We start from the raw sequence: 18,023 nt of genomic DNA, 5'->3' as shown, positions 1-18,023 counted from the left end.
TAACAATTTGATTTTTATCAACTTTTTTCTTAAATATGACGGGTGTCACAGTTCGTGGAACGGTCGTTTGGGGTCGAAGGCTGCCACGTCTGGCAGTCAGGTGGCAGGGATGGCAGCTGTGGCAGCGTCGACGTATAGTGATGTCTACCGGAGCCGCCGCCATGAAATCCCCCAAGCCGTTCATACCCATCACGCCGCTCGCAAAGACCTCGGCCGGATCGCCTCAAGCGCTGGATGTCGACGCCCTCGTGTCGTATCTGGAGCACGACGTTCAACCGATGATCGTGCTCGATCCCGAGTACCGCATCCTTGCGGCCAATACCGCTTATCAACGTCAGTTCGGCGTCGCCAGCCAGCCTCATGTGGGCCGCAAGTGCTATCAGGTCTCGCATCACTACGACGTGCCGTGCGACCAGGCGGGCGAGCACTGTCCAATGAAGCGGGCGTTCGAGCTGCGCGGCCCCGACCGCGTGCTCCACATTCATCACACGCCTCGCGGGCCTGAGCATGTCGATGTCGAGTTGCGGCCGATATTCAATGCGCAGCGGGAGGTGATCGCTTACGTTGAGCGGCTCTCCACGGTGCGCGGCGCGTCCGCCAGGCCGAGCGCGGAAGGTCTGGTCGGGCGTTCGACGGCGTTCAACGCGGCGATCTCGGCGCTGCATCGCGTCGCGCTTTCGATGCTGCCGGTCCTGCTGCTCGGAGAATCTGGAACCGGCAAGGAACTGTTCGCGCGCGCCGTTCATGAGGCAAGCGAGCGCGCGCAACGCCCGTTTGTCGTCGTCGACTGCTCCGGCATCACGGAGACCCTGTTCGAGAGCGAACTCTTCGGCTATGAAAAGGGGGCCTTCACGGGCGCAGCGGCACGCAAGCCCGGTCTGGTCGAAACCGCGCAGGGCGGCACGCTGTTTCTCGACGAAATCGGGGACGTGCCGCTGTCGATGCAGGTCAAGCTGCTACGCCTCATCGAATCCGGCACGTTCCGGCGGGTCGGCGGCATCGAGACCATACGCGCGGATTTCCGACTGGTGGCGGCGACGCACCAACCCGTGTGGGAAATGATCAACAACGGCCGATTCCGTCAGGACCTCTACTACCGCATCAGCGCATTTCCGATTCATCTGCCGGCGGTGCGCGAGCGGCCGGACGACATCGCGCTGCTCGTCGACTCGATACTGCAGCGTATTGGTAGCGCGCAAGGTGCGGCAGGCGCTATTGCCGGCCGCAAGTTCAGCGTCGAGCCAGACGCTCTCGAGAAACTCCATGTCTGGTCCTGGCCGGGCAATATCCGGGAACTGCGCAACGTGCTCGACCGGGCTTGCCTGCTGGCCGACGACGGGGTGATCCGGATCGAGCATCTGCCGCGTGACATGGCGGCGGGAATGCCGGCGCATCGGGAGAGCGAGACGGCCCCAACGTCGCTGTCGGCGCGCGGCGAGCTCACGGATCGTGAACTCGCAGGGCTGGTGGAGGGATTTTCAGGCACGCGCGGTGCCCTCGCCGCCTACCTCGGGATGAGCGAGCGCACGCTGTATCGTCGGTTGAAGACGCTAAGGCGAGTGGGGGGCGGGAGGTAGCCCGGGTTTCCATGGCCGGTGACAGCGGGGCGGGAAATGTTGGTGGCAACCATTTCGGTAACGACCTTTGCGGCCGCGGCGCCCTGGCTGTGCGGCTGGATTTCATGATTTCTTGTGCTTGCCCGGAATGAAACGGAAAACCTGGTGTTTGTCTCAGTGCAGGCCAGCAAATGCTATGGATCGCCTGCATAACGCTCGTTCCCACAGGTGAAACATATGATCAGGATGCTCTCAAAATCCTTGCTAGTCGCACTAATCCCGGTAACTTTCGCTGTTCATGTCGGCGCGCACGAAGAGTCCGATCCGTCGATAAAACACAATGCCCGTGACGGCACCGTCCGACTTTACGGTGCCGGTGGCCCAGACACTGCATTCAAAAAGGTTGCGGCAGCCTTCACGGAGGAAACCGGTGTCAAGGTCGAGGTCACTGGCGGTCCCGAGCCGGCCTGGTCGAAAAAAGCTCAGGCCGATGCCGACATTTTGTGGGGCACCTCCGAAGAGGATATGACGGCGCTGCTCGAAACCTACAAGAACTTCTCGTGGGACGACGTCACGCCGATATATATCAGGCCTGCGATTATCGCGGTGAAGAAAGGCAACCCCAAAGGGATTCGCACTTTCGACGACCTTCTGAAGCCTGGTATGCAGATCGTTGTCACCGAGGGTGCAGGCGTCGCTAATACGTCCGGCACGGGAACGTGGGAGGACGTTGCGGGGCGCCTGGGCAATCTTGACGATGTGAAGAAGTTCCGCAAGAACATTGTCGGCTTCGGAAAGGGAAGCGGTCCCAGCTTCAAGATGTTCGTGGAGAAGGATGCCGATGCCTGGATCACCTGGCCTGACTGGCCAATCACGCATCCCGACAAGGCAGATTACATCCAGTTGCCGAAGAACCGTACGATTTGGCGCGATGTGAACGTCGTCCTCGCGCCTGACGCAGATCCCGAGGCGAAGCAATTCCTTGGCTACCTGAACAGCGAACGTGGCGCCGCTATCATGAAGAGCGAAGGTTGGATCCGCTGAGTCAGAAGCAAAAGATGGCGCTCCTACAAGCAAGCGGACGCCCTGCGGTCGGTGAGGCTTCGCCAACTCGGCCTTCCGGGCGCGCCGCTCGAAGCTCGGCGCGAGCGTCGCTTCAACCGACACCCAAAGCATGCGGGTTGTGAGCAGATCCACCGGGTGGCGTAGATCGATCCTGGCGTCGAGGCGACTGCGAAAGAAATCGGGCGTGCTTATCGGCGAGGTTCCGAACTCCCAGAAACTCACTCATATCGATCGTCTTTCGTCCGCGAGTCTTACTGCGACACAACCGGTGGTTTCCAATTCTGGCTTCCCTGAAACAGTCGTGATTCGTCCCGGTTCGGACGAAAGCACCGATCGAGCCGAAGGATGTCGATTCGATCGTCGAATATCTATCAGCATCAGAGGCGCGAATTAGAGGGGAGATCGTTGGGTTGCTCTCTTCGTGGAGTATCAGGAGAGCTCGCACCGGCGGTGCGCAGGACAACCTGAAAGACGGCGCCATGCGGCCTGTTTGGGGACACCCATATGCGGCCGTTATGTGCCTCGATAATGGAGCGGCAAATCGCCAGGCCCATTCCCATACCTTCAGATTTCGTGGTGAAGAGCGGGTCGAATATCCGGTCGATGTCATGCGGGCCGACGCCTGTTCCGGTGTCCGTTACCGATACTGTTACGCCGCCGTCGTCGTGGACGTCGGATTTCACGCACAGGACCCGCGGCTCATCCATGGCCGCCATCGAATCGATGGCATTTGCGATCAAGTTTAGAAGCACTTGCTGTAGCTGGATTTGATCCCCTATTACCTGCGGTAGCCGTTCAGCCAGGTCTGTCTGGACCATTATCCGGTACTTCTGCAGGTCAGCGCGCACCAAGGCAACGGTTTCCCCGACGAGACCGTTGACGTCAAACGCCGTTCTGTTCAGATCACCCATCCTGAACATTGCCCGAACTCTTTGGATCACCGCTGCCGCGCGATGGCCATTAGCGACGATCTGCCCGAGTGCCGCCTTCGTTTCATCGAGATCGGGCGTCGCGCGATTAAGCCAGTGCAAGCCCGCATCGGCATTTATGACCATCGCCGACAATGGCTGCTTGACCTCGTGAGCAATCGTGGCCGCGACTGCCTCCCCGGTCACCAGCCGTGCCTCGCGCTCACGGCGTTGTGCGAAGACCGCGCGCAGCAGCTGCGCGTAAAGCGTCGTTATCTCGTACAGCAGGACAAACAGGACGAGACTGCCGGATAGGAACCCGCAGACCCGGCCAGCATACCAGCCGACCGTGTAGCGGGCCGGAACCGGGAAAGAGATCAGGCAGATTTCTAGCACGTACGCGCACATGACCACCATCAGCCACAAATCGAGCACTGAACGCCGCCCGACCCAGAGCACGATGAGCGCAACGGCGCTCACCAACGCTGCGGCCCCGGCGGCATAAAACCAGAGCGTGGAAAGATGCACCGTATCAACCAGCAGGCGGGGCAGTAGCGCACTGCCCACTGTGACTTTCAATGTCGCTGCGCACACGATCGCCGCGGTCATGGCAACACTCGACAGGATAGCCGCGCCTGTGGAGCCCCGCCACAACCGCTTGGCCGGATCGGCATCCTTCAACAGGGCATAGGCGATGACGAACATGGGAAAGCCGACGTGCCACAGAATGTAGAGCCAAGCCGTGCTCTGCGGCCCGGCGTCAAGGAGCCCGTCTGGCGCGAAGATGCCCGGAAACGTCAGCGTCCAGGGGATCAAGACGAGCCCTGTGAAGAGATATCCACTCGCGATCACGAGCAGTGCACGCGAACGCAGGATGGAGAACTGCGCAAACAGCAGGACGGCGGTGATCGAATCGTTCACGAACATCGCCGTGGCATACATCGGAACGAAGGCGTCGATCCGCTGCAGATGGAGGCCCGAGAGCCGCCCGGCTATTGCGAAAAAGGCGACCAGCAAGGCAAGCACGACGGCAAGGGCAAGCCGTGTCTGCGCCCGGCCGGGCGTCAAGCTCGAGAGGATGAAATGCTGTTCCTCCGGGACAACAGCGGCTGTTTTAACCATCGGAGCGACTCCTTGCGGCGGTTGGGACGCGCGGCACGAAGCTCACACCGCTTCGCCACGCTCATCCCGCGCTGCCTTGGTTCGCCGCCATTTCTTTAAGGATCGCTGTTGGCAGGACTCCTGCGGCGGCGGAGGTGATCGCGCCAGTGACCGACTTCAGAACACTCTTCTCGGGTCATCGTTCCGGCTCCCCGGCCCCGACCGGTCACTTAACGTGACCCCCAATGTATCTCGTATGCGGGCACTTGTGTTCATCTACCCAGAGGCCGCTCATGAGCGGCCGTTCAAGCCAAACCGCCGCTTATCCGGGTGTCCGGGATAGGTCGGTTTCCGTTGTCTATAGCTGCCATGATGCCGTCAACTCGATTTGTATGAATGACGTTTGGAAAAGATCCGAACCTGGATTGTCGTAAAAAAGGAGTTTCCGTAGTCGTATGAGAACTTCAGGAAAGCCTGACCTTTGTCGAGACAGGCAGCCAGCTCTGGGTAGAAAGCAGGAGGAGTATCCGGGATTCGTCGAAGCCGGTGCTTGCCATATTTGGCCGCCACGAGCCGATAGGTGTGAGCAGCTTTCGCTGGCTCTGCTGGTTGACTTCTCTTTTGCGCAGCGCGTCGCGATGCAGTCTGGCGTAGCGTGCAGCGGGGATGTCGCCCGTCTCCGCCGCACGCTTCCACAACTGCAGAGCTATTGATGTACCGGGTTTCTGCGGGATGCCAGGTGATTAGGCGGTGCCCAGGCGCGATTCGGCAATCCGCTTCAGATTATCGGGAGTTGAAGCAGATTCAGCCAACTGCTCAAGCAAGTCCCTGGCTCTCCTTTCGTCTTTGGGCCCACCCTCGCCAAGCGTCAAACTCGTCGCCAGGTTAAGTATCGACCGGGGCAGCCCTCGCGAGGCCAAAGCCTCAAGGAGGTGACGAGCAACTTCGGGTTCCCGGTTTCGGTTGCCGCTTAGCAACTCATCAGCAATCGATTCTGCAAACCTGAGCGAGCTTTCGTTTTCCGTTCTGTGTATACCAGCCATGAGCGCTTGTTCGAATTGGCGAACGGAATGGTGCACGGCGTGAGCCAATGTGCTAAGCGCTTCTTGAAAACTCAGATCTTCCTTTGAGCCGGCAAACGGTGTTTGTGTCGGGTCCCGGCCCTCTTCGTGCGCGTGCGCGGCCGATGGTTGCCACCATCGAACAAAGTCGTCCGCGGATTCACCGTGAAGATCAACTGACGATGCGAGCAATTGCGACGCCTGATATACGCGTCGCTCAGTTAGTGTCGCGCTGTCACACGCCTCGTCGAGCACGGAAGCTACTTCGCTGCCCAGCTCGCTGTGGAGGTCGGTCCAGTCTCTATAGCCGAAGACTTCGGATGTCACCTGTCGCGCCTGGGATTCCTTTAGCGTAAGGCGGTATTTGAGCCGATTGGCGGCCCGCGTCGGGATAGACGCGTTCTGGAAGTAGATACGCATGGCTTCAGTCCGAGTTTCCGTGCCGACGAACCTCCACAGCCGGCACGGAATCGAAAGGAACTGTGAGGCGGCGCAGGGGGCGTGACGCCCCGTCACAAAAAATACCGTCGGTTTCTCATGCAGTCAATCCCATTCCGAGAGATGGTATTTTGCGCGATAACGCACAATCCAAGCGTCAGGCGGTCTTCGAGATAGAGTCTGGCACCCCCCGGATCTGCGATTGTCCATGTACTTTACGGTCCAGAAACAATCCATCCCGGTCGCTCAACGGTCGCGGGTGATTGCGACCTGATGGCAACCTGATTGGCCCTTCAGTGACGAACAGTCGCGAAACTCGCCTTTTCGGATAGCTTGCCCCATAGGGGAGGCTGATTGAGACGGCAGCATTGAATGGCCGCTTTGCACAAACTTGACGGACCGTTGTGGGTCGAATTAGGCCGGCCACGCCAGGCAGCGACCGGCCCTTTCCGGCGTGCGAGCAGGTCGGCAGAACTCGGGCAAGATGCGGCCGTCGACCAGCCCGGCACGGCCGGCTGCTCATGCGACGATGGCTTTCGGTTCCAGATGGGCCTCAAGGCCGAATACGCCACCTTCGCGACCGATGCCTGACTGTTTAAACCCGCCAAAAGGAACATTGGCCTCGGGGTATGCGTTATTGATCTGCACTCGACCCGAGTCTAGCTGGGCTGCAACGGCTCGCGCGCGCTCCGCGTTGCTCGAAAGAACAAATGCCTGCAGTCCATAGGGCGTATCGTTCGCGATTTCGATGGCCTGTTCCTCCGTCTCGTAGGAGAGCACGCTCAACACGGGACCGAAAATCTCCTCCCGGGCGATACGCATCTCATTGGTCACATTAGAAAACACTGTTGGCCGGACAAACCATCCCGCGTCCATGCCATCGGGACGACCTTCGCCGCCGACCAGTAATTCCGCGCCTTCGTCAAGACCGATGCGTAGAAAACCCTGAACCCGATCCCACTGTTTCTTGCTCACCATTGGGCCCACAGTCACCGACGAATCTTTCGGATCGCCCACTCTCACTTTGGCGATTTCGGACTTGAGCCGTGAAAGAATTTCGGCCTTCCGGCTCTCAGGAACCAATATACGAGTCCCGGCAATGCAGGCTTGCCCACTATTCATCAACCCGGAAGCAACTGTGGTCGGAATGGCAGCGTCCAGGTCGGCGTCGTCAAGAATGATCTGCGGTCCCTTACCGCCGAGTTCGAGCGTGACGCGCTTCATGGTTTGGGCAGCGGCCGTCATGATCGAACGTCCGACACCAGTCGATCCAGTAAAATTGAGCTTGGCAACGTGTGGATGCACGCTGAACTCGGCGCCCACCACGTCGCCCCGGCCATTTACGATGTTGAAAAGACCGGGAGGGGCACCGGCTTCATGCAAGGCCTCGACTAGCACCTGGGTTTGAAGCGCACTCATCTCACTAGGTTTCAACACCACCGTGCAGCCAGCGGCAATAGCTGTCGCCATCTTGCCGCATAGGAAAAACGCATTGGCGTTCCATGGGGTGATGGCAGCGACCACGCCCAATGGCTGCATCACGACCTGCGTCTTTCCGAAGCTGCGTTCGAATTCGTAATTCTTCAGCATATTAGCGGCCTCAAGGAATGCGTTCCCGGCTGCCTTTGCCAGCCAATCACCGAAAGCGAATGGTGCACCGTATTCTTCCTGCAGGGCCGCAAATTGCGCAGAAGCGCTTGCTGCAACGGCCTTATGCAGGCGGTGCAGCAGATCGATTCGATCCGCCTTGCTGGTACGCGACCACAGCGGGAAAGCGCGTTTTGCAGCGGAGATTGCTGCTCGAGCGTCTTCGGCATCGCCGAGCCGAACGCGGCCGATTACCGCTTCCGTCGATGGATTGTGCAGGTCCGCCCACTCCGATCCGTGCGGCGTCACGAAGGCTCCGTCGATATAGATGTGATCGATCTGATGCATTTCCGCTCCTGGTATGGGTAGACCGTTCCTACTGTAGGGGCGATCGATTGATTAAAATAGACGGACAAAGCTAATCACCCTGTCCGTGGATGTGAATCAATGAGCCGAAGTGGTTTGATCGAGCTGGAGGTGGTGCTTGCCGTGGGCCGCTGTGGTGGCTTTCGCGCCGCCGCGCGCGAGCTGGGCATGTCGTCATCCGCCGTCAGCCAGACGGTAGCGGCGCTGGAGGCGCGTCTGGGCGTGCGATTGTTCGACCGGACAACCCGCAGCGTGTCGCTCTCCGCGGCGGGCGAGCAGTTCCTTGCCCAGGTCGGTCCGGCACTCGCGACGATCCGCTCGGCCATGGAGGACGTGGACCAGCATCGCGAGCGTCCGTCCGGCGTTCTCCGGCTCAACGCGGCGCTGAACTGGGCGCGCATGATCCTGGAACCGCTGATCTTCGAATACTTGCGCCGCTATCCCGACATGAAAGTCGAACTGGTCACGGAAGGGCGGCTGATCGACCTCGTGGCGGAAGGATTCGACGCCGGCATCCGCAATGCCGAAGCGCTTCCCCCGGACATGGTTGCCGTGCCGATTGCACCGACCCTGCGTTCGGTCATCGTCGGATCCCCAGCGTATTTCGACGGGCGGGAACGTCCGAAGGTGCCTGCCGACCTGATGGAGCACAACTGTGTAAGAGCACGGAAGCCTTCGGGCGCAATTTACCGCTGGGAGTTCGCACGTCACGGACAGGCAATGGAGATCGATGTGCCTGGTTCGCTGACACTTGACGAGCCGGACCTCATGCGCAAGGCCGCCCTGAACGGAATCGGTCTTGTCTGGATCGTCGAGGATCTCGTGGCCAATGACCTTGCGTCCGGGCGTCTGGTCCAGGTGCTCGACGACTGGAGCCCATCCTACCCGGGGATATCGCTGTACTATCCCGGCCGCAGACATGCTCCGGCCAAACTGCGTGCGTTTATCGAACTCGTGAAGGAAAAATCAGGACAACTCGACCTGCGCTCCCAGCAGGTTTGAACAGAACTTGCCGGATATCCAGGCGGTTCGGGTCTGCGATTGTCCCCGGGGTCGCGATTTGGTTTTGTCGCAGTAAGCAGTTCGCGATGAGCACCCGATAAACTCTGAACGACGGGTTGCGCAATCCCGCGCAAGAGACCAATGCCGGCTGTGCGAGAGGCGATGGGATCTATTCCCCGGCGACCAGCAGGAATGGGTTGGGCCTATGCCTGCGTGGCACCGTAGAAGCCCTCCAGCTCCGTTACGAGAAAATCGATGAACACCCTCATGCGCGGCGGAAGGTGCTGGCGCGCGGCATAGACAATGTACATGTCAGCGTCGTCACACGCGTATTGCGGAAGGCACTCGACCAGACGGCCCGATGCGAGATCGCGGTGAATGTCCCATAGCGCCTTGATGCCAATACCTTCGCCGGTGAGCGTCCATTGATAGGCCACTTCGCTGCTCGTTGTGAGTAGACGACCACGCACCTGCACGTCCCGCACTTCGCCGTTCTCGCGGAACTTCCATCGGTCCAAAGTCTTGTGTCCGCGCCTCAGCAGAATGCACTCGTGCGCAAGCAAGTCGTCGGGCGTTTCAGGAGCGCCCTCGCGCGCCAGATAATCCGTCGACGCGCAGACGACGCGTCGATTGCGCAGCACACGTCGCGCCACAACGCTTTGCGCTTGTGGCGCGCCGACGTTGAGCACGATGTCAATGCCGTCTTCCGCGACGTCGACTTCCGCGTCGGACAGCACGAGTTCGATACTCATTCCTGGATGCGTGCGGGCAAACTCCGCGACAAGCGGCGCGATATGTTCACGGCCCACGTGCACGGGCGCGCAGACGCGCAGGTTCCCGCGCGGCTCACTCTCGTGGCCAGCGACTTCTGCTTCTACTTCGTCGACGGCCATGAGGATCGCGAGCGCGCGACTGTGAAGGATGCGCCCCTCGTCGGTTAGCTGAAAGCGCCGCGTTCCGCGATCGATCAAGCGGACGCCGAGACGGTTTTCCAGCGCGGCCAGGCGTCGACTCATCGCGGGCAGCGAACTGTTCAGACGCAGTGCCGCTTGCGTCAGGCTCCCTGCTTCGACCAATTGAACGAACAGACGAAGGTCACCTATTTTGTCGGCCATGAGTTTCCCAAGTTGACCGTGGCCGAGCGGCCGATCTGCTTTGCAGCGATATTGTCCAGCAAAACACGGATCGAAGCTCTCCTCGGAACGATTGATGATTGCGACGCAGTTGTGCACAACGAGTTCTGCGTCTCGCCATAGAGCGCCACGGACGCCGTTGTTACGATGCGCGTCGGCTAGCAGGCCAAACTCGCAGACCCGGTCGTCTAAGCGCGCGTGCGCGTCAATACGTCAACGGCGAGCACCGACAGCGTCGAGGACGAAGCTTCCGAAAAGTGGAAGTTAGCCATTCGCCTTCGTTACTGCCAAACGGCGCGGGGATGTGGTGTCATTCGCATCCTCGATGCATTGTCTATTGGAGAGCAGGATGGTTACGGCGGTGAAAGCAACGGCGGAGCGTGGGGTTGGCGTCGCCGGATCTCAGTCCCGGCGGTCGGTGAAAAAGCTGGCGGCATGGCTGGGCGGTGTTGTCGTCATTGCGGCAGCGGCGATTGGCGGCGTGCGGTACTGGACCCATGGCCGCTTCATCGAATCGACCGATGACGCCTATGTGCAGGCGGATTCTACCGTGATCGCGCCAAAGGTGTCTGGCTATGTCGCGGCGGTGTTGGTGCAGGACAATCAACCCGTTCGCGCGAGACAGACGCTTGCACTCATTGACGACCGTGACTACCGCGCCGCGTTGGCTCGAGCCCAGTCCGACGTGCAGATCGCTACCGCGGAACTGGCATCGGCGCGGGCGCAACTCGACACGCAAGGCGCGAAAGTCGCGCAGGCTGACGCCACGATCACTGGCGCGCGCGCGGCGGCATCGATCGCTTCGATCAACGACCGTCGATACGGCGACCTCGCGCAAGTCGGCTACAGCTCAGAGCAGGTGGCGCAGGAAGCTGCGGCGCGGCGGCGGGAAGAGAGCGCGAATCTGGATCGCGCGCAGGCGGCAGCGCAGGCTGCACGGCGTCAGACCGTGGTGTTGAATACCCAGGTGGCGCTCGCGCAAGGAAAGCTCGCCCATGCGCGGGCCGTCGAGACGCAGGCTGAACTGGATCTCGAGCACACGGCGATCACTTCTCCTGCTAACGGTGTTGTTGGGCGCCGAACCGTGCGTGTCGGGCAGATGGCTGAGCCCGGTAATGCTTTGATGGCAGTCGTGCCGTTACAGGCCGTCTATGTGGTTGCCAATTTCAAGGAAACGCAACTCACGCACATGCACGCGCAGGATCCGGTCGAACTTCATGTCGACGCGTTTCCGGACGACGTGATCCGGGCCCATGTGGACAGTATTTCACCCGCGAGCGGCCTGGAGTTCAGCTTGCTTCCAAGCGATAACGCAACCGGCAACTTCACGAAGATCGTTCAGCGCATACCGGTGAAGATCGTGCTGAACGACGGTCGCCTGGCTGGGCGGATCCGTCCAGGGATGTCAGTCGAGGCCGACGTCGATACCAGCGCACCAAACGAGTCCGGCGGCCGGTGATCGACCATAAACGAGGTGAGATCATGTCGACAACGATTTCGAATTCGAAGCAGACGCCAGCGGACGGGACGGGCGCTGATGCCGATGCGGTATCGGTTGGAACCTGGCTGGCGGTGTTCGGCGCGGCACTCGGCGCGTTCATAGCAATCCTGAATATCCAGATCATCGCGTCGTGCCTCGCAAACGTGGAGGGAGGGATCGGCGCGGGCTCCGACGAGGGGAACTGGATTACAACGGCGTATCTCGTCGCGGAGATCATTGTCATTCCGATGAGCGGTTGGCTGGCCCGAATGCTGTCGGTGCGCACATATATCCTGAGCAGCACGCTGCTTTTCGTCATCTTCACGGTGGCTTGCTCGTTCGCGCACACACTGGGGCAGATGGTGGTGTTGCGGGCCATACAGGGCTTCACGGGCGGTGGCCTGATACCGCTGTCGTTTTCGATCGTGATGACGACGCTGCCGCGTTCGAAGCAGCCGATCGGCGTTGCGCTTTTCTCGCTCGCGGCCGTCATGGCGCCGTCGCTCGGGCCCGCGATAGGCGGCTTCTTCAACGACCTGCTGGGATGGCGGTCCATTTTCTTCGTCAGTCTGCCGCCCGGCCTGGTGACGTTCGCGATTCTCTGGTACTCCGTGCCGAAAACGCCCCGTCAATGGCGACTGTTCGCCCAGGGCGACTGGTGGGGCATGCTCACGATGGCCGTCGGGCTCGGTGCGCTTCAGGTCGTGCTGGAAGAGGGGAACCGGCGGGACTGGTTCGGCTCTCCCTTCATCGTGCGGCTCAGCGTGCTCGCGGTGTTTTGCCTGGTCGCCTTCATTGTGATCGAGCTCCGGCGTCTCGAACCGCTTTTGCAGTTGCGCATTCTGGGGCGCCGCAATTTCGGCTTCGCGAGCGCGGCCAATCTGTTGTTTGGCTTTACCATTTACGGCTGGCTTCTTACGTTGCCGACCTATCTCGCCCGCATTCAGGGATACAGCGCGGCGCAGACCGGCGCAGTCATGCTGTGGCTTGGGCCGCCGCAGCTTCTGCTGATTCCGGTGATGCCGCGTCTCGTGCGGAAGTACGACCCGCGCATGCTAGCGGGTTTCGGTTTCCTGCTGTATGTGGTTGGCACGTTGATGTCGATCCATCTGTCTTCCGACTATTCGGGCCCGCAGTTCTTTACGGCCGACATCGTGCGGGCATTCGCACAGGTGCTGGTCATGACGCCGCTCTCGTCGATCGCGGTTGGCGATGTCGAGCGAGAGCACGCGGGATCGGCGGCGGCGTTGTTCAACATGATGAGAAACCTGGGTGGCGCGATCGGTATCGCGGTTCTCGAAACATTCACCGACCGGCGCGAGCATTTTCACTCGCAGATTTTGACGTCCAGCATCTCCGATTTTTCGGAGTCCACCACGCAGCGCATTGCCGACATGACGAACTGGTTTGTCGCTCACGGAAACTCCGACCAGGCGGGGGCGCAGCACGAGGCACTGATAGCGATAGGCCGTAGTGTTCATCAACAGGCGATGTATCTGGCGTATGGCGACGCCATCTATCTGCAGGGCGCGCTGATGGCCATTGCGCTCGGACTCGTATTCATGCTTCGACGGCCCGCGCGCTGAGCGCTCATCGAGCCGTCCAGCATTCAACAGAGGTACTGATATGAAATCAATCGACAGTGCGGATATTCCCGGATCTGAGAAGGCGGCGAGATTGCGCCGACTAGCTCGGCCCATCACGCTTTCATTGATCGTTACCGCCATCGGCGGCTGTGCGGTGGGCCCGGAGTTTCACGCGCCCGCGCCACCAGCCGACACGACCTATCTGCGCAGTCAACCGTCGAGCATCACCGCCGCCGGCGCAGCCGCGCAGCGGCTCAGCTCCGCGAACGGGTCCAACGAGGCGTGGTGGCAAGCGTTCGATTCGCCACGCCTGAATGCGCTCGTCGATGAAGGCCTCGCAAACAACTACGACATTGCCAGTGCGCTAGGAAAGCTGGCACGCGCGCGTCGCATCGCCGACGCCGTGCAAGGCGAGCGCCTGCCGCAAGTCGACCTGTCGGCAAGTTCGGGCCGTACGCGCTACGGCGCGGCGTTCCTCGGCGAGGAAGCCAAGGCGTTTGCGCCTTACTCGTACTATGCGATCGGACCTTCCGTCACTTACGACTTCGATCTCTTTGGCAGGATTCGCCGCTCTAAGGAACGATCCGACGCACTGGCCGAAGTACAGGCCGACGAGCTGGAAGCCGTGAGACTGAACGTCAGCGGCGACATCGTCAACGAAGTGATCGCGGCGGCGTCGATACGCGACCAACTGGACGCGCTGCAATCGATACTCGTGTCCAGCACGGCGCAGCAGCGCATCCTGCAACGCGCGCGCGCGACGGGAGGTGTATCGGAAGTCGATCTCGAACAAAAGAACCGGTCAGTCGACGATATAGAAGGCCGGATCGCCGTCGAGCAGCAGAGACTTGCGGCGGCGCAGGACGCGCTGACCGTACTGGCCGGGAAGACGCCGGGCACGTGGAGCGCGCCCGCAATCGACCTCGCGGAACTCCACCTGCCACAAGACATTCCGTTGACACTGCCTTCAGCGCTGGTGCGCCGGCGTCCGGACATCCAGGCTGCCGAAGCCAGCCTGCATGCGGAAAACGCACAGATTGGCATCGCGACGGCTGATATGTATCCGGACATCGCGTTGACGGGATCGCTGAGTGTCGAAGGACTCTTTGCCGGGCCGTCCGAACTGGCATGGGATGCGCTAGGAGGCATCAGCGCGCCAGTGTTCGAAGGAGGCAGACTGCGCGCGCAGAAACAGGCGGCGCAGGCGGGCTACGGTGCTGCCCTGGCGGATTATCATCAGACGGTGGTCAAAGCGTTCGGTGAGGTGGCGGATAGTCTGAATGCCCTGTCGAACGATGTGAGCCAGGACGGTGCTATCACGCAAGCCGCAGACTCCGCACGCCGCACCGAAGCGTTCGACAAGGCTGCCTACATGGACGGTGCGACAGGCTATGCCGCACTGCTGCAGGCCACGAACGACCGGCAGTTTTATGACCTCAAGCAGATCCGGGTTCGCGGCCAGCGCCTGGCCGATACCGCTCGTCTGCTTCTTGTGACGGCTGGGCCGGTGGGCGCCCCAAAAGGTCACGCGGTCACTTCGCGTTGAGCGCGAGCGAGAAGGACAGCATTGATTGCGGCAGGGGCCCCGTGCGCCCGCCGGCGGCTTGACTACGCCTGCGTTTCGGCCTTTTCCCTCACGGCTTTCGGTGCATTGCTGTACTCGAGGATGAAGTCTCGCAACTGCGGGCAGATGATGGTGCGCCAGCGGCGCCCTGAGAAAATGTCGTAATGGCCGCACTTTTCCGCCGTGAAATGCCGCTTGTTCTTCTCCGCGATGCCGGTGCACAGCTCCTGCACCGCAAGCGTCTGGCCGCTGCCGGAGATGTCGTCCAGCTCGCCTTCAATCGTGAAGAGGGCGGTCTTCTTGATGTCCTGCGACCGCACCCGTTCGCCGGCCACATCCCAGGTGCCTTCAGCCAGGCGGAATTCCTGGAAGACCACCCGGATCGTGTCGAGGTAATAGTTAGCGTCCATGTCGAGTACAGCGTTGTACTCGTCATAGATGCGGCGGTGTGCATTCATCGCATCGCTTACCGACATCTTCGGCACTTAGACGCGAGGCCTTCAGGCCACCGTGCCGCTCGTCTCGACCGCATTGCCCGGCTTGCGGTTGCCGATCACAAAGATCATCGTGAGCACGCCAACCAGATCGATAGCCGCGCCGAGCATGAAGCCGCTACCATAGCCGCCGAGGTACTGTACCGCCAAGCCCATCATCGTCGGGCCGACGATGCCGGAGATGTTGCTCATCAGGTGCACGAACCCGCTCACACCACCGAGATGGCGCCCCGGCACGAGCTCGTGCATGGTGGCCCAGCATGCCTGCGACGACGCCGTGAGAAACATCACGGCGCACGCGACCAGGATCACCGCTGGCGCGGTGGAATCCACCATGCTGACGCCGAGCATCGCCAGACCCGAGAGCGCGAGCGGCACCACCGCCGAGATCTTTCGAGCGAGCAGCTTGTCTTTCATGCGCTTGAAGAAGGCGTCGGCGATCAGGCCGCCGCCAAAGTAGCCGATGCCGCCACACGCCCACGGCACCGCGCTCAGGACGCTCATCTGCTTGATGTCGAGATGGAGGGCGTTGGTGAAGTAGCTCGGCATCCACGAGATGAACACGAACAGTGTGTAGTTCACCGCGAACAGTCCGACGCCGAGCGCGAGCGTGCTCGGACGCATCAGGTAGCTGCGCAGCGGCGTGCTGTCGTTGCCGGCTTCTGCGGGATGAATCGCGCTGCGGCTCGCTTCGATCATCTCGCGTTCCAGTGCGCCGACGCGACGGTTCCCGGCGGGCTTGTCGGTCGCGAACAAACGCCATGCAACGATCCAGACGAGCCCGAGCGCAGCGATGATCACGAATGAGGTGCGCCATCCGTACGCAACCGCGATCAGCCCAACAATCGGTCCGGCGATCGCGCTGCCAACGGTTTGACCGGAGAACGTGAAGCCGATCATCGTCGAGGTTTCGTGACGCGGAAACCAGTTGGTGATCGCGCGGTTCGTCGTCGAATTCATCGGACCTTCGCCGAAGCCGAACAGCGCGCGGGAGAGCAGCAGCGTGCCGAAGCCGGTCACGGCCGCGGTCAGGCCGCAAAAGATTGACCAGCTGCCCATCGCCCAGCTGAACACGTGGCGCGGTCCGTATTTGTCGGCCAGGTGGCCGCCGACGAACGCAAAGATGGAATAGCCGAAGAAGAAGCTGCTGAACACGATGCCCAGTTCCGACGGCGAGAGGCTCAGTTCCTTGTTGATGATCGGCGCGACGACGCCGAGTGCCGCGCGGTCCATGTAATTGATGGCGCCCGCGACGAACAGCAGCAAGGCGACGACATAGCGATATTTACCGGTCTTCATTTGTCTCCAATCCTTTGGGAACCCCTTCCATCGCTGTCAAGTAGTCGCGTGGTTGATGGTCCATCATCTTTTTCAGCGGAGCTCCTGCCGTGCGGCGGCATATCGCGGTTACTGCCGCCTGGTCCAGAATAACTTGATGGCTTAAAAATTCGAGGCCATTCGGTTCTCCTGCGGCACCCGAGCTTTCGGGGTAGTCGGTACTTGCTCCGTTCCGCCAAGCGGCAGTCCGTCGCAGCGAGAAGAGTAGGTTTTGCCGAAACGCGAATCTACTCTACGGTGGGATATGCCAACGCTCCGTTAGCGTAACTTGCCTATACGGGGATATAAGCGGTTTCGGACACGCGCGTTATCACAGGGTTAATCAGGCAATACCGCGCTCCGCTTGATTTCAACGATGTAACCTGCCGCACCGCCAGGCATGTGCGCGCCGACCGCTGTCCAAGCCGGCAACGGGTGCGTAGTGAGGTATTGGTCACGCACCTTCATGAACAATGGCAGGTCGCGCATATCAGTGTGGTAAGTGGTCAGGTCTACCACGTCGCCCAACGATGCACCTGCCGCCGACAGAGCCCGCGCGAGATTTTCGAACGCCTGGACTATTTGCGCTTCGCGGCCTTCGACGAGCTGCATGGCCATATCACGCCCAATCTGGCCGGACACGTAAATCGTGTTGCCCACCTTGACCGCCGGGGCGTAACGAATCTTTTCGTAGACTGCCTCCATCCCGGCAGGGATAACGGCTTCGCGTTCACTCATGAAATCTGTCTCCTGCAGGGGACACGATGGCGGCGCTAAACCTACACTGATGCAAGCTGTGGCGGCGCACGTGTTGCCAATCGGTCGCCTCAAATTTATAAGGCGATACTAATGCCATGCATGCGGTGCTCTTGCCGACCCAGTTGCAGCGACGGTCTCTGCTCGAGACTGCATAACCTCAGTTCGTAGTCGGCAAGAGAGTTCGTCACCTGCGGTTGTGACGCGTCAGTGCTCAGGCTGCTCGAGGCGATTCATAAGTCAGCCCGTGTCGCCACCAGCTACGGGCAATACAGTGCCGGTCATATAACCCGCCTCATCCGACGCGAGGAACAGAATTGGTGCGACCTGTTCGTCAATGCTGCCGTAGCGCTTTAGAGAGGCGAGCGATCTCAGGTCGAGCCGGATGGGCACGGCAGGCGACGACGCGTGATCCGCGCACGAAGGTCCGCAATCTGAGGCGGAGCCGACGTTCGAACGTCCGGGTGAAAGCGTGGGCCGACGTCCCTTCATGGCCGGCAGTACGCGTTCGCACAAACCGCCAGAAAGCCGCCATTGCGAATTCCAGTATCCCCATGGCGGCACGTTCAGCGAATTGGTGCTATCGGCCAATTTCGGCCACTCGACGCC

12 protein-coding genes and 2 pseudogenes are annotated in these 18,023 nt (G+C 60.8%); 6 read left to right on the top strand and 8 right to left on the bottom strand.

Annotated elements, in window-relative coordinates; genetic code table 11:
* Nucleotides 1-278 precede the first annotated feature (278 nt).
* On the top strand, nt 279-1,577 hold the full coding sequence (locus tag P0D84_RS32445; protein WP_408346202.1) for a sigma-54 interaction domain-containing protein: 1,299 nt from the start codon (nt 279-281) through the stop codon (nt 1,575-1,577).
* A gap of 216 nt (nt 1,578-1,793) precedes the next feature.
* On the top strand, nt 1,794-2,600 hold the full coding sequence (locus tag P0D84_RS32440) for an extracellular solute-binding protein (protein WP_408343422.1): 807 nt from the start codon (nt 1,794-1,796) through the stop codon (nt 2,598-2,600).
* A 398-nt stretch (nt 2,601-2,998) separates the two neighbouring features.
* Here the strand turns inward: P0D84_RS32440 and P0D84_RS32435 are convergent, their stop codons facing one another.
* The 3 genes from P0D84_RS32435 to P0D84_RS32425 all read right to left on the bottom strand — a co-directional run bounded on the left by P0D84_RS32435 (nt 2,999) and on the right by P0D84_RS32425 (nt 8,064).
* Nucleotides 2,999-4,651: a sensor histidine kinase gene (locus P0D84_RS32435; protein WP_408343420.1), complete on the bottom strand. Its 1,653-nt coding sequence runs from the start codon at nt 4,649-4,651 to the stop codon at nt 2,999-3,001.
* A 722-nt stretch (nt 4,652-5,373) separates the two neighbouring features.
* Complete coding sequence (locus P0D84_RS32430) at nt 5,374-6,111, bottom strand: SEL1-like repeat protein (RefSeq protein ID WP_408343418.1); 738 nt, start codon at nt 6,109-6,111, stop codon at nt 5,374-5,376.
* 537 nt (nt 6,112-6,648) lie between these two features.
* Nucleotides 6,649-8,064, bottom strand: a complete 1,416-nt coding sequence (locus P0D84_RS32425; protein ID WP_408343416.1) for an aldehyde dehydrogenase family protein — start codon at nt 8,062-8,064, stop codon at nt 6,649-6,651.
* A gap of 114 nt (nt 8,065-8,178) precedes the next feature.
* Here P0D84_RS32425 and P0D84_RS32420 point away from each other — a divergent pair, with 114 nt between their 5' ends.
* Nucleotides 8,179-9,084 (top strand): LysR family transcriptional regulator, encoded by a 906-nt coding sequence (locus P0D84_RS32420; RefSeq protein ID WP_408343414.1) that lies wholly within the window; start codon nt 8,179-8,181, stop codon nt 9,082-9,084.
* A 203-nt stretch (nt 9,085-9,287) separates the two neighbouring features.
* Here P0D84_RS32420 and P0D84_RS32415 read toward each other — a convergent pair whose 3' ends face one another.
* Nucleotides 9,288-10,199 (bottom strand): LysR family transcriptional regulator, encoded by a 912-nt coding sequence (locus tag P0D84_RS32415; protein WP_408343412.1) that lies wholly within the window; start codon nt 10,197-10,199, stop codon nt 9,288-9,290.
* 367 nt (nt 10,200-10,566) lie between these two features.
* Between P0D84_RS32415 and P0D84_RS32410 the strand changes: the two genes are divergently transcribed.
* The 3 genes from P0D84_RS32410 to P0D84_RS32400 are packed head-to-tail and all read left to right on the top strand — an operon-like array spanning nt 10,567 to nt 14,829.
* Nucleotides 10,567-11,676, top strand: a complete 1,110-nt coding sequence (locus tag P0D84_RS32410; protein ID WP_408343410.1) for an HlyD family secretion protein — start codon at nt 10,567-10,569, stop codon at nt 11,674-11,676.
* A 23-nt stretch (nt 11,677-11,699) separates the two neighbouring features.
* On the top strand, nt 11,700-13,283 hold the full coding sequence (locus tag P0D84_RS32405) for a DHA2 family efflux MFS transporter permease subunit (RefSeq protein ID WP_408343408.1): 1,584 nt from the start codon (nt 11,700-11,702) through the stop codon (nt 13,281-13,283).
* 40 nt (nt 13,284-13,323) lie between these two features.
* On the top strand, nt 13,324-14,829 hold the full coding sequence (locus tag P0D84_RS32400) for an efflux transporter outer membrane subunit (RefSeq protein WP_408343406.1): 1,506 nt from the start codon (nt 13,324-13,326) through the stop codon (nt 14,827-14,829).
* 62 nt (nt 14,830-14,891) lie between these two features.
* Here P0D84_RS32400 and P0D84_RS32395 read toward each other — a convergent pair.
* The 4 genes and pseudogenes from P0D84_RS32395 to benD all read right to left on the bottom strand — a co-directional run.
* A pseudogene (locus P0D84_RS32395) lies at nt 14,892-15,311 on the bottom strand (polyhydroxyalkanoate depolymerase); the annotation flags it as partial.
* Between the two features lie 36 nt (nt 15,312-15,347).
* The gene (locus tag P0D84_RS32390; RefSeq protein WP_408343404.1) at nt 15,348-16,640 is read right to left on the bottom strand and encodes an MFS transporter; all 1,293 of its coding nucleotides are present in this window, start codon (nt 16,638-16,640) and stop codon (nt 15,348-15,350) included.
* 357 nt (nt 16,641-16,997) lie between these two features.
* Nucleotides 16,998-17,396 (bottom strand): RidA family protein, encoded by a 399-nt coding sequence (locus tag P0D84_RS32385; protein ID WP_408343402.1) that lies wholly within the window; start codon nt 17,394-17,396, stop codon nt 16,998-17,000.
* A 258-nt stretch (nt 17,397-17,654) separates the two neighbouring features.
* Nucleotides 17,655-17,768: pseudogene (gene benD, locus P0D84_RS32380) on the bottom strand (1,6-dihydroxycyclohexa-2,4-diene-1-carboxylate dehydrogenase); the annotation flags it as partial.
* Between the last annotated feature and the right edge of the window lie 255 nt (nt 17,769-18,023).

The sequence above is a fragment of the Paraburkholderia sp. RL17-337-BIB-A genome (genome assembly GCF_046025895.1).
In the GTDB taxonomy this organism is placed as follows: Bacteria; Pseudomonadota; Gammaproteobacteria; order Burkholderiales; family Burkholderiaceae; genus Paraburkholderia; species Paraburkholderia fungorum_C.
This window is presented reverse-complemented; position numbering and strand designations above follow the sequence as displayed.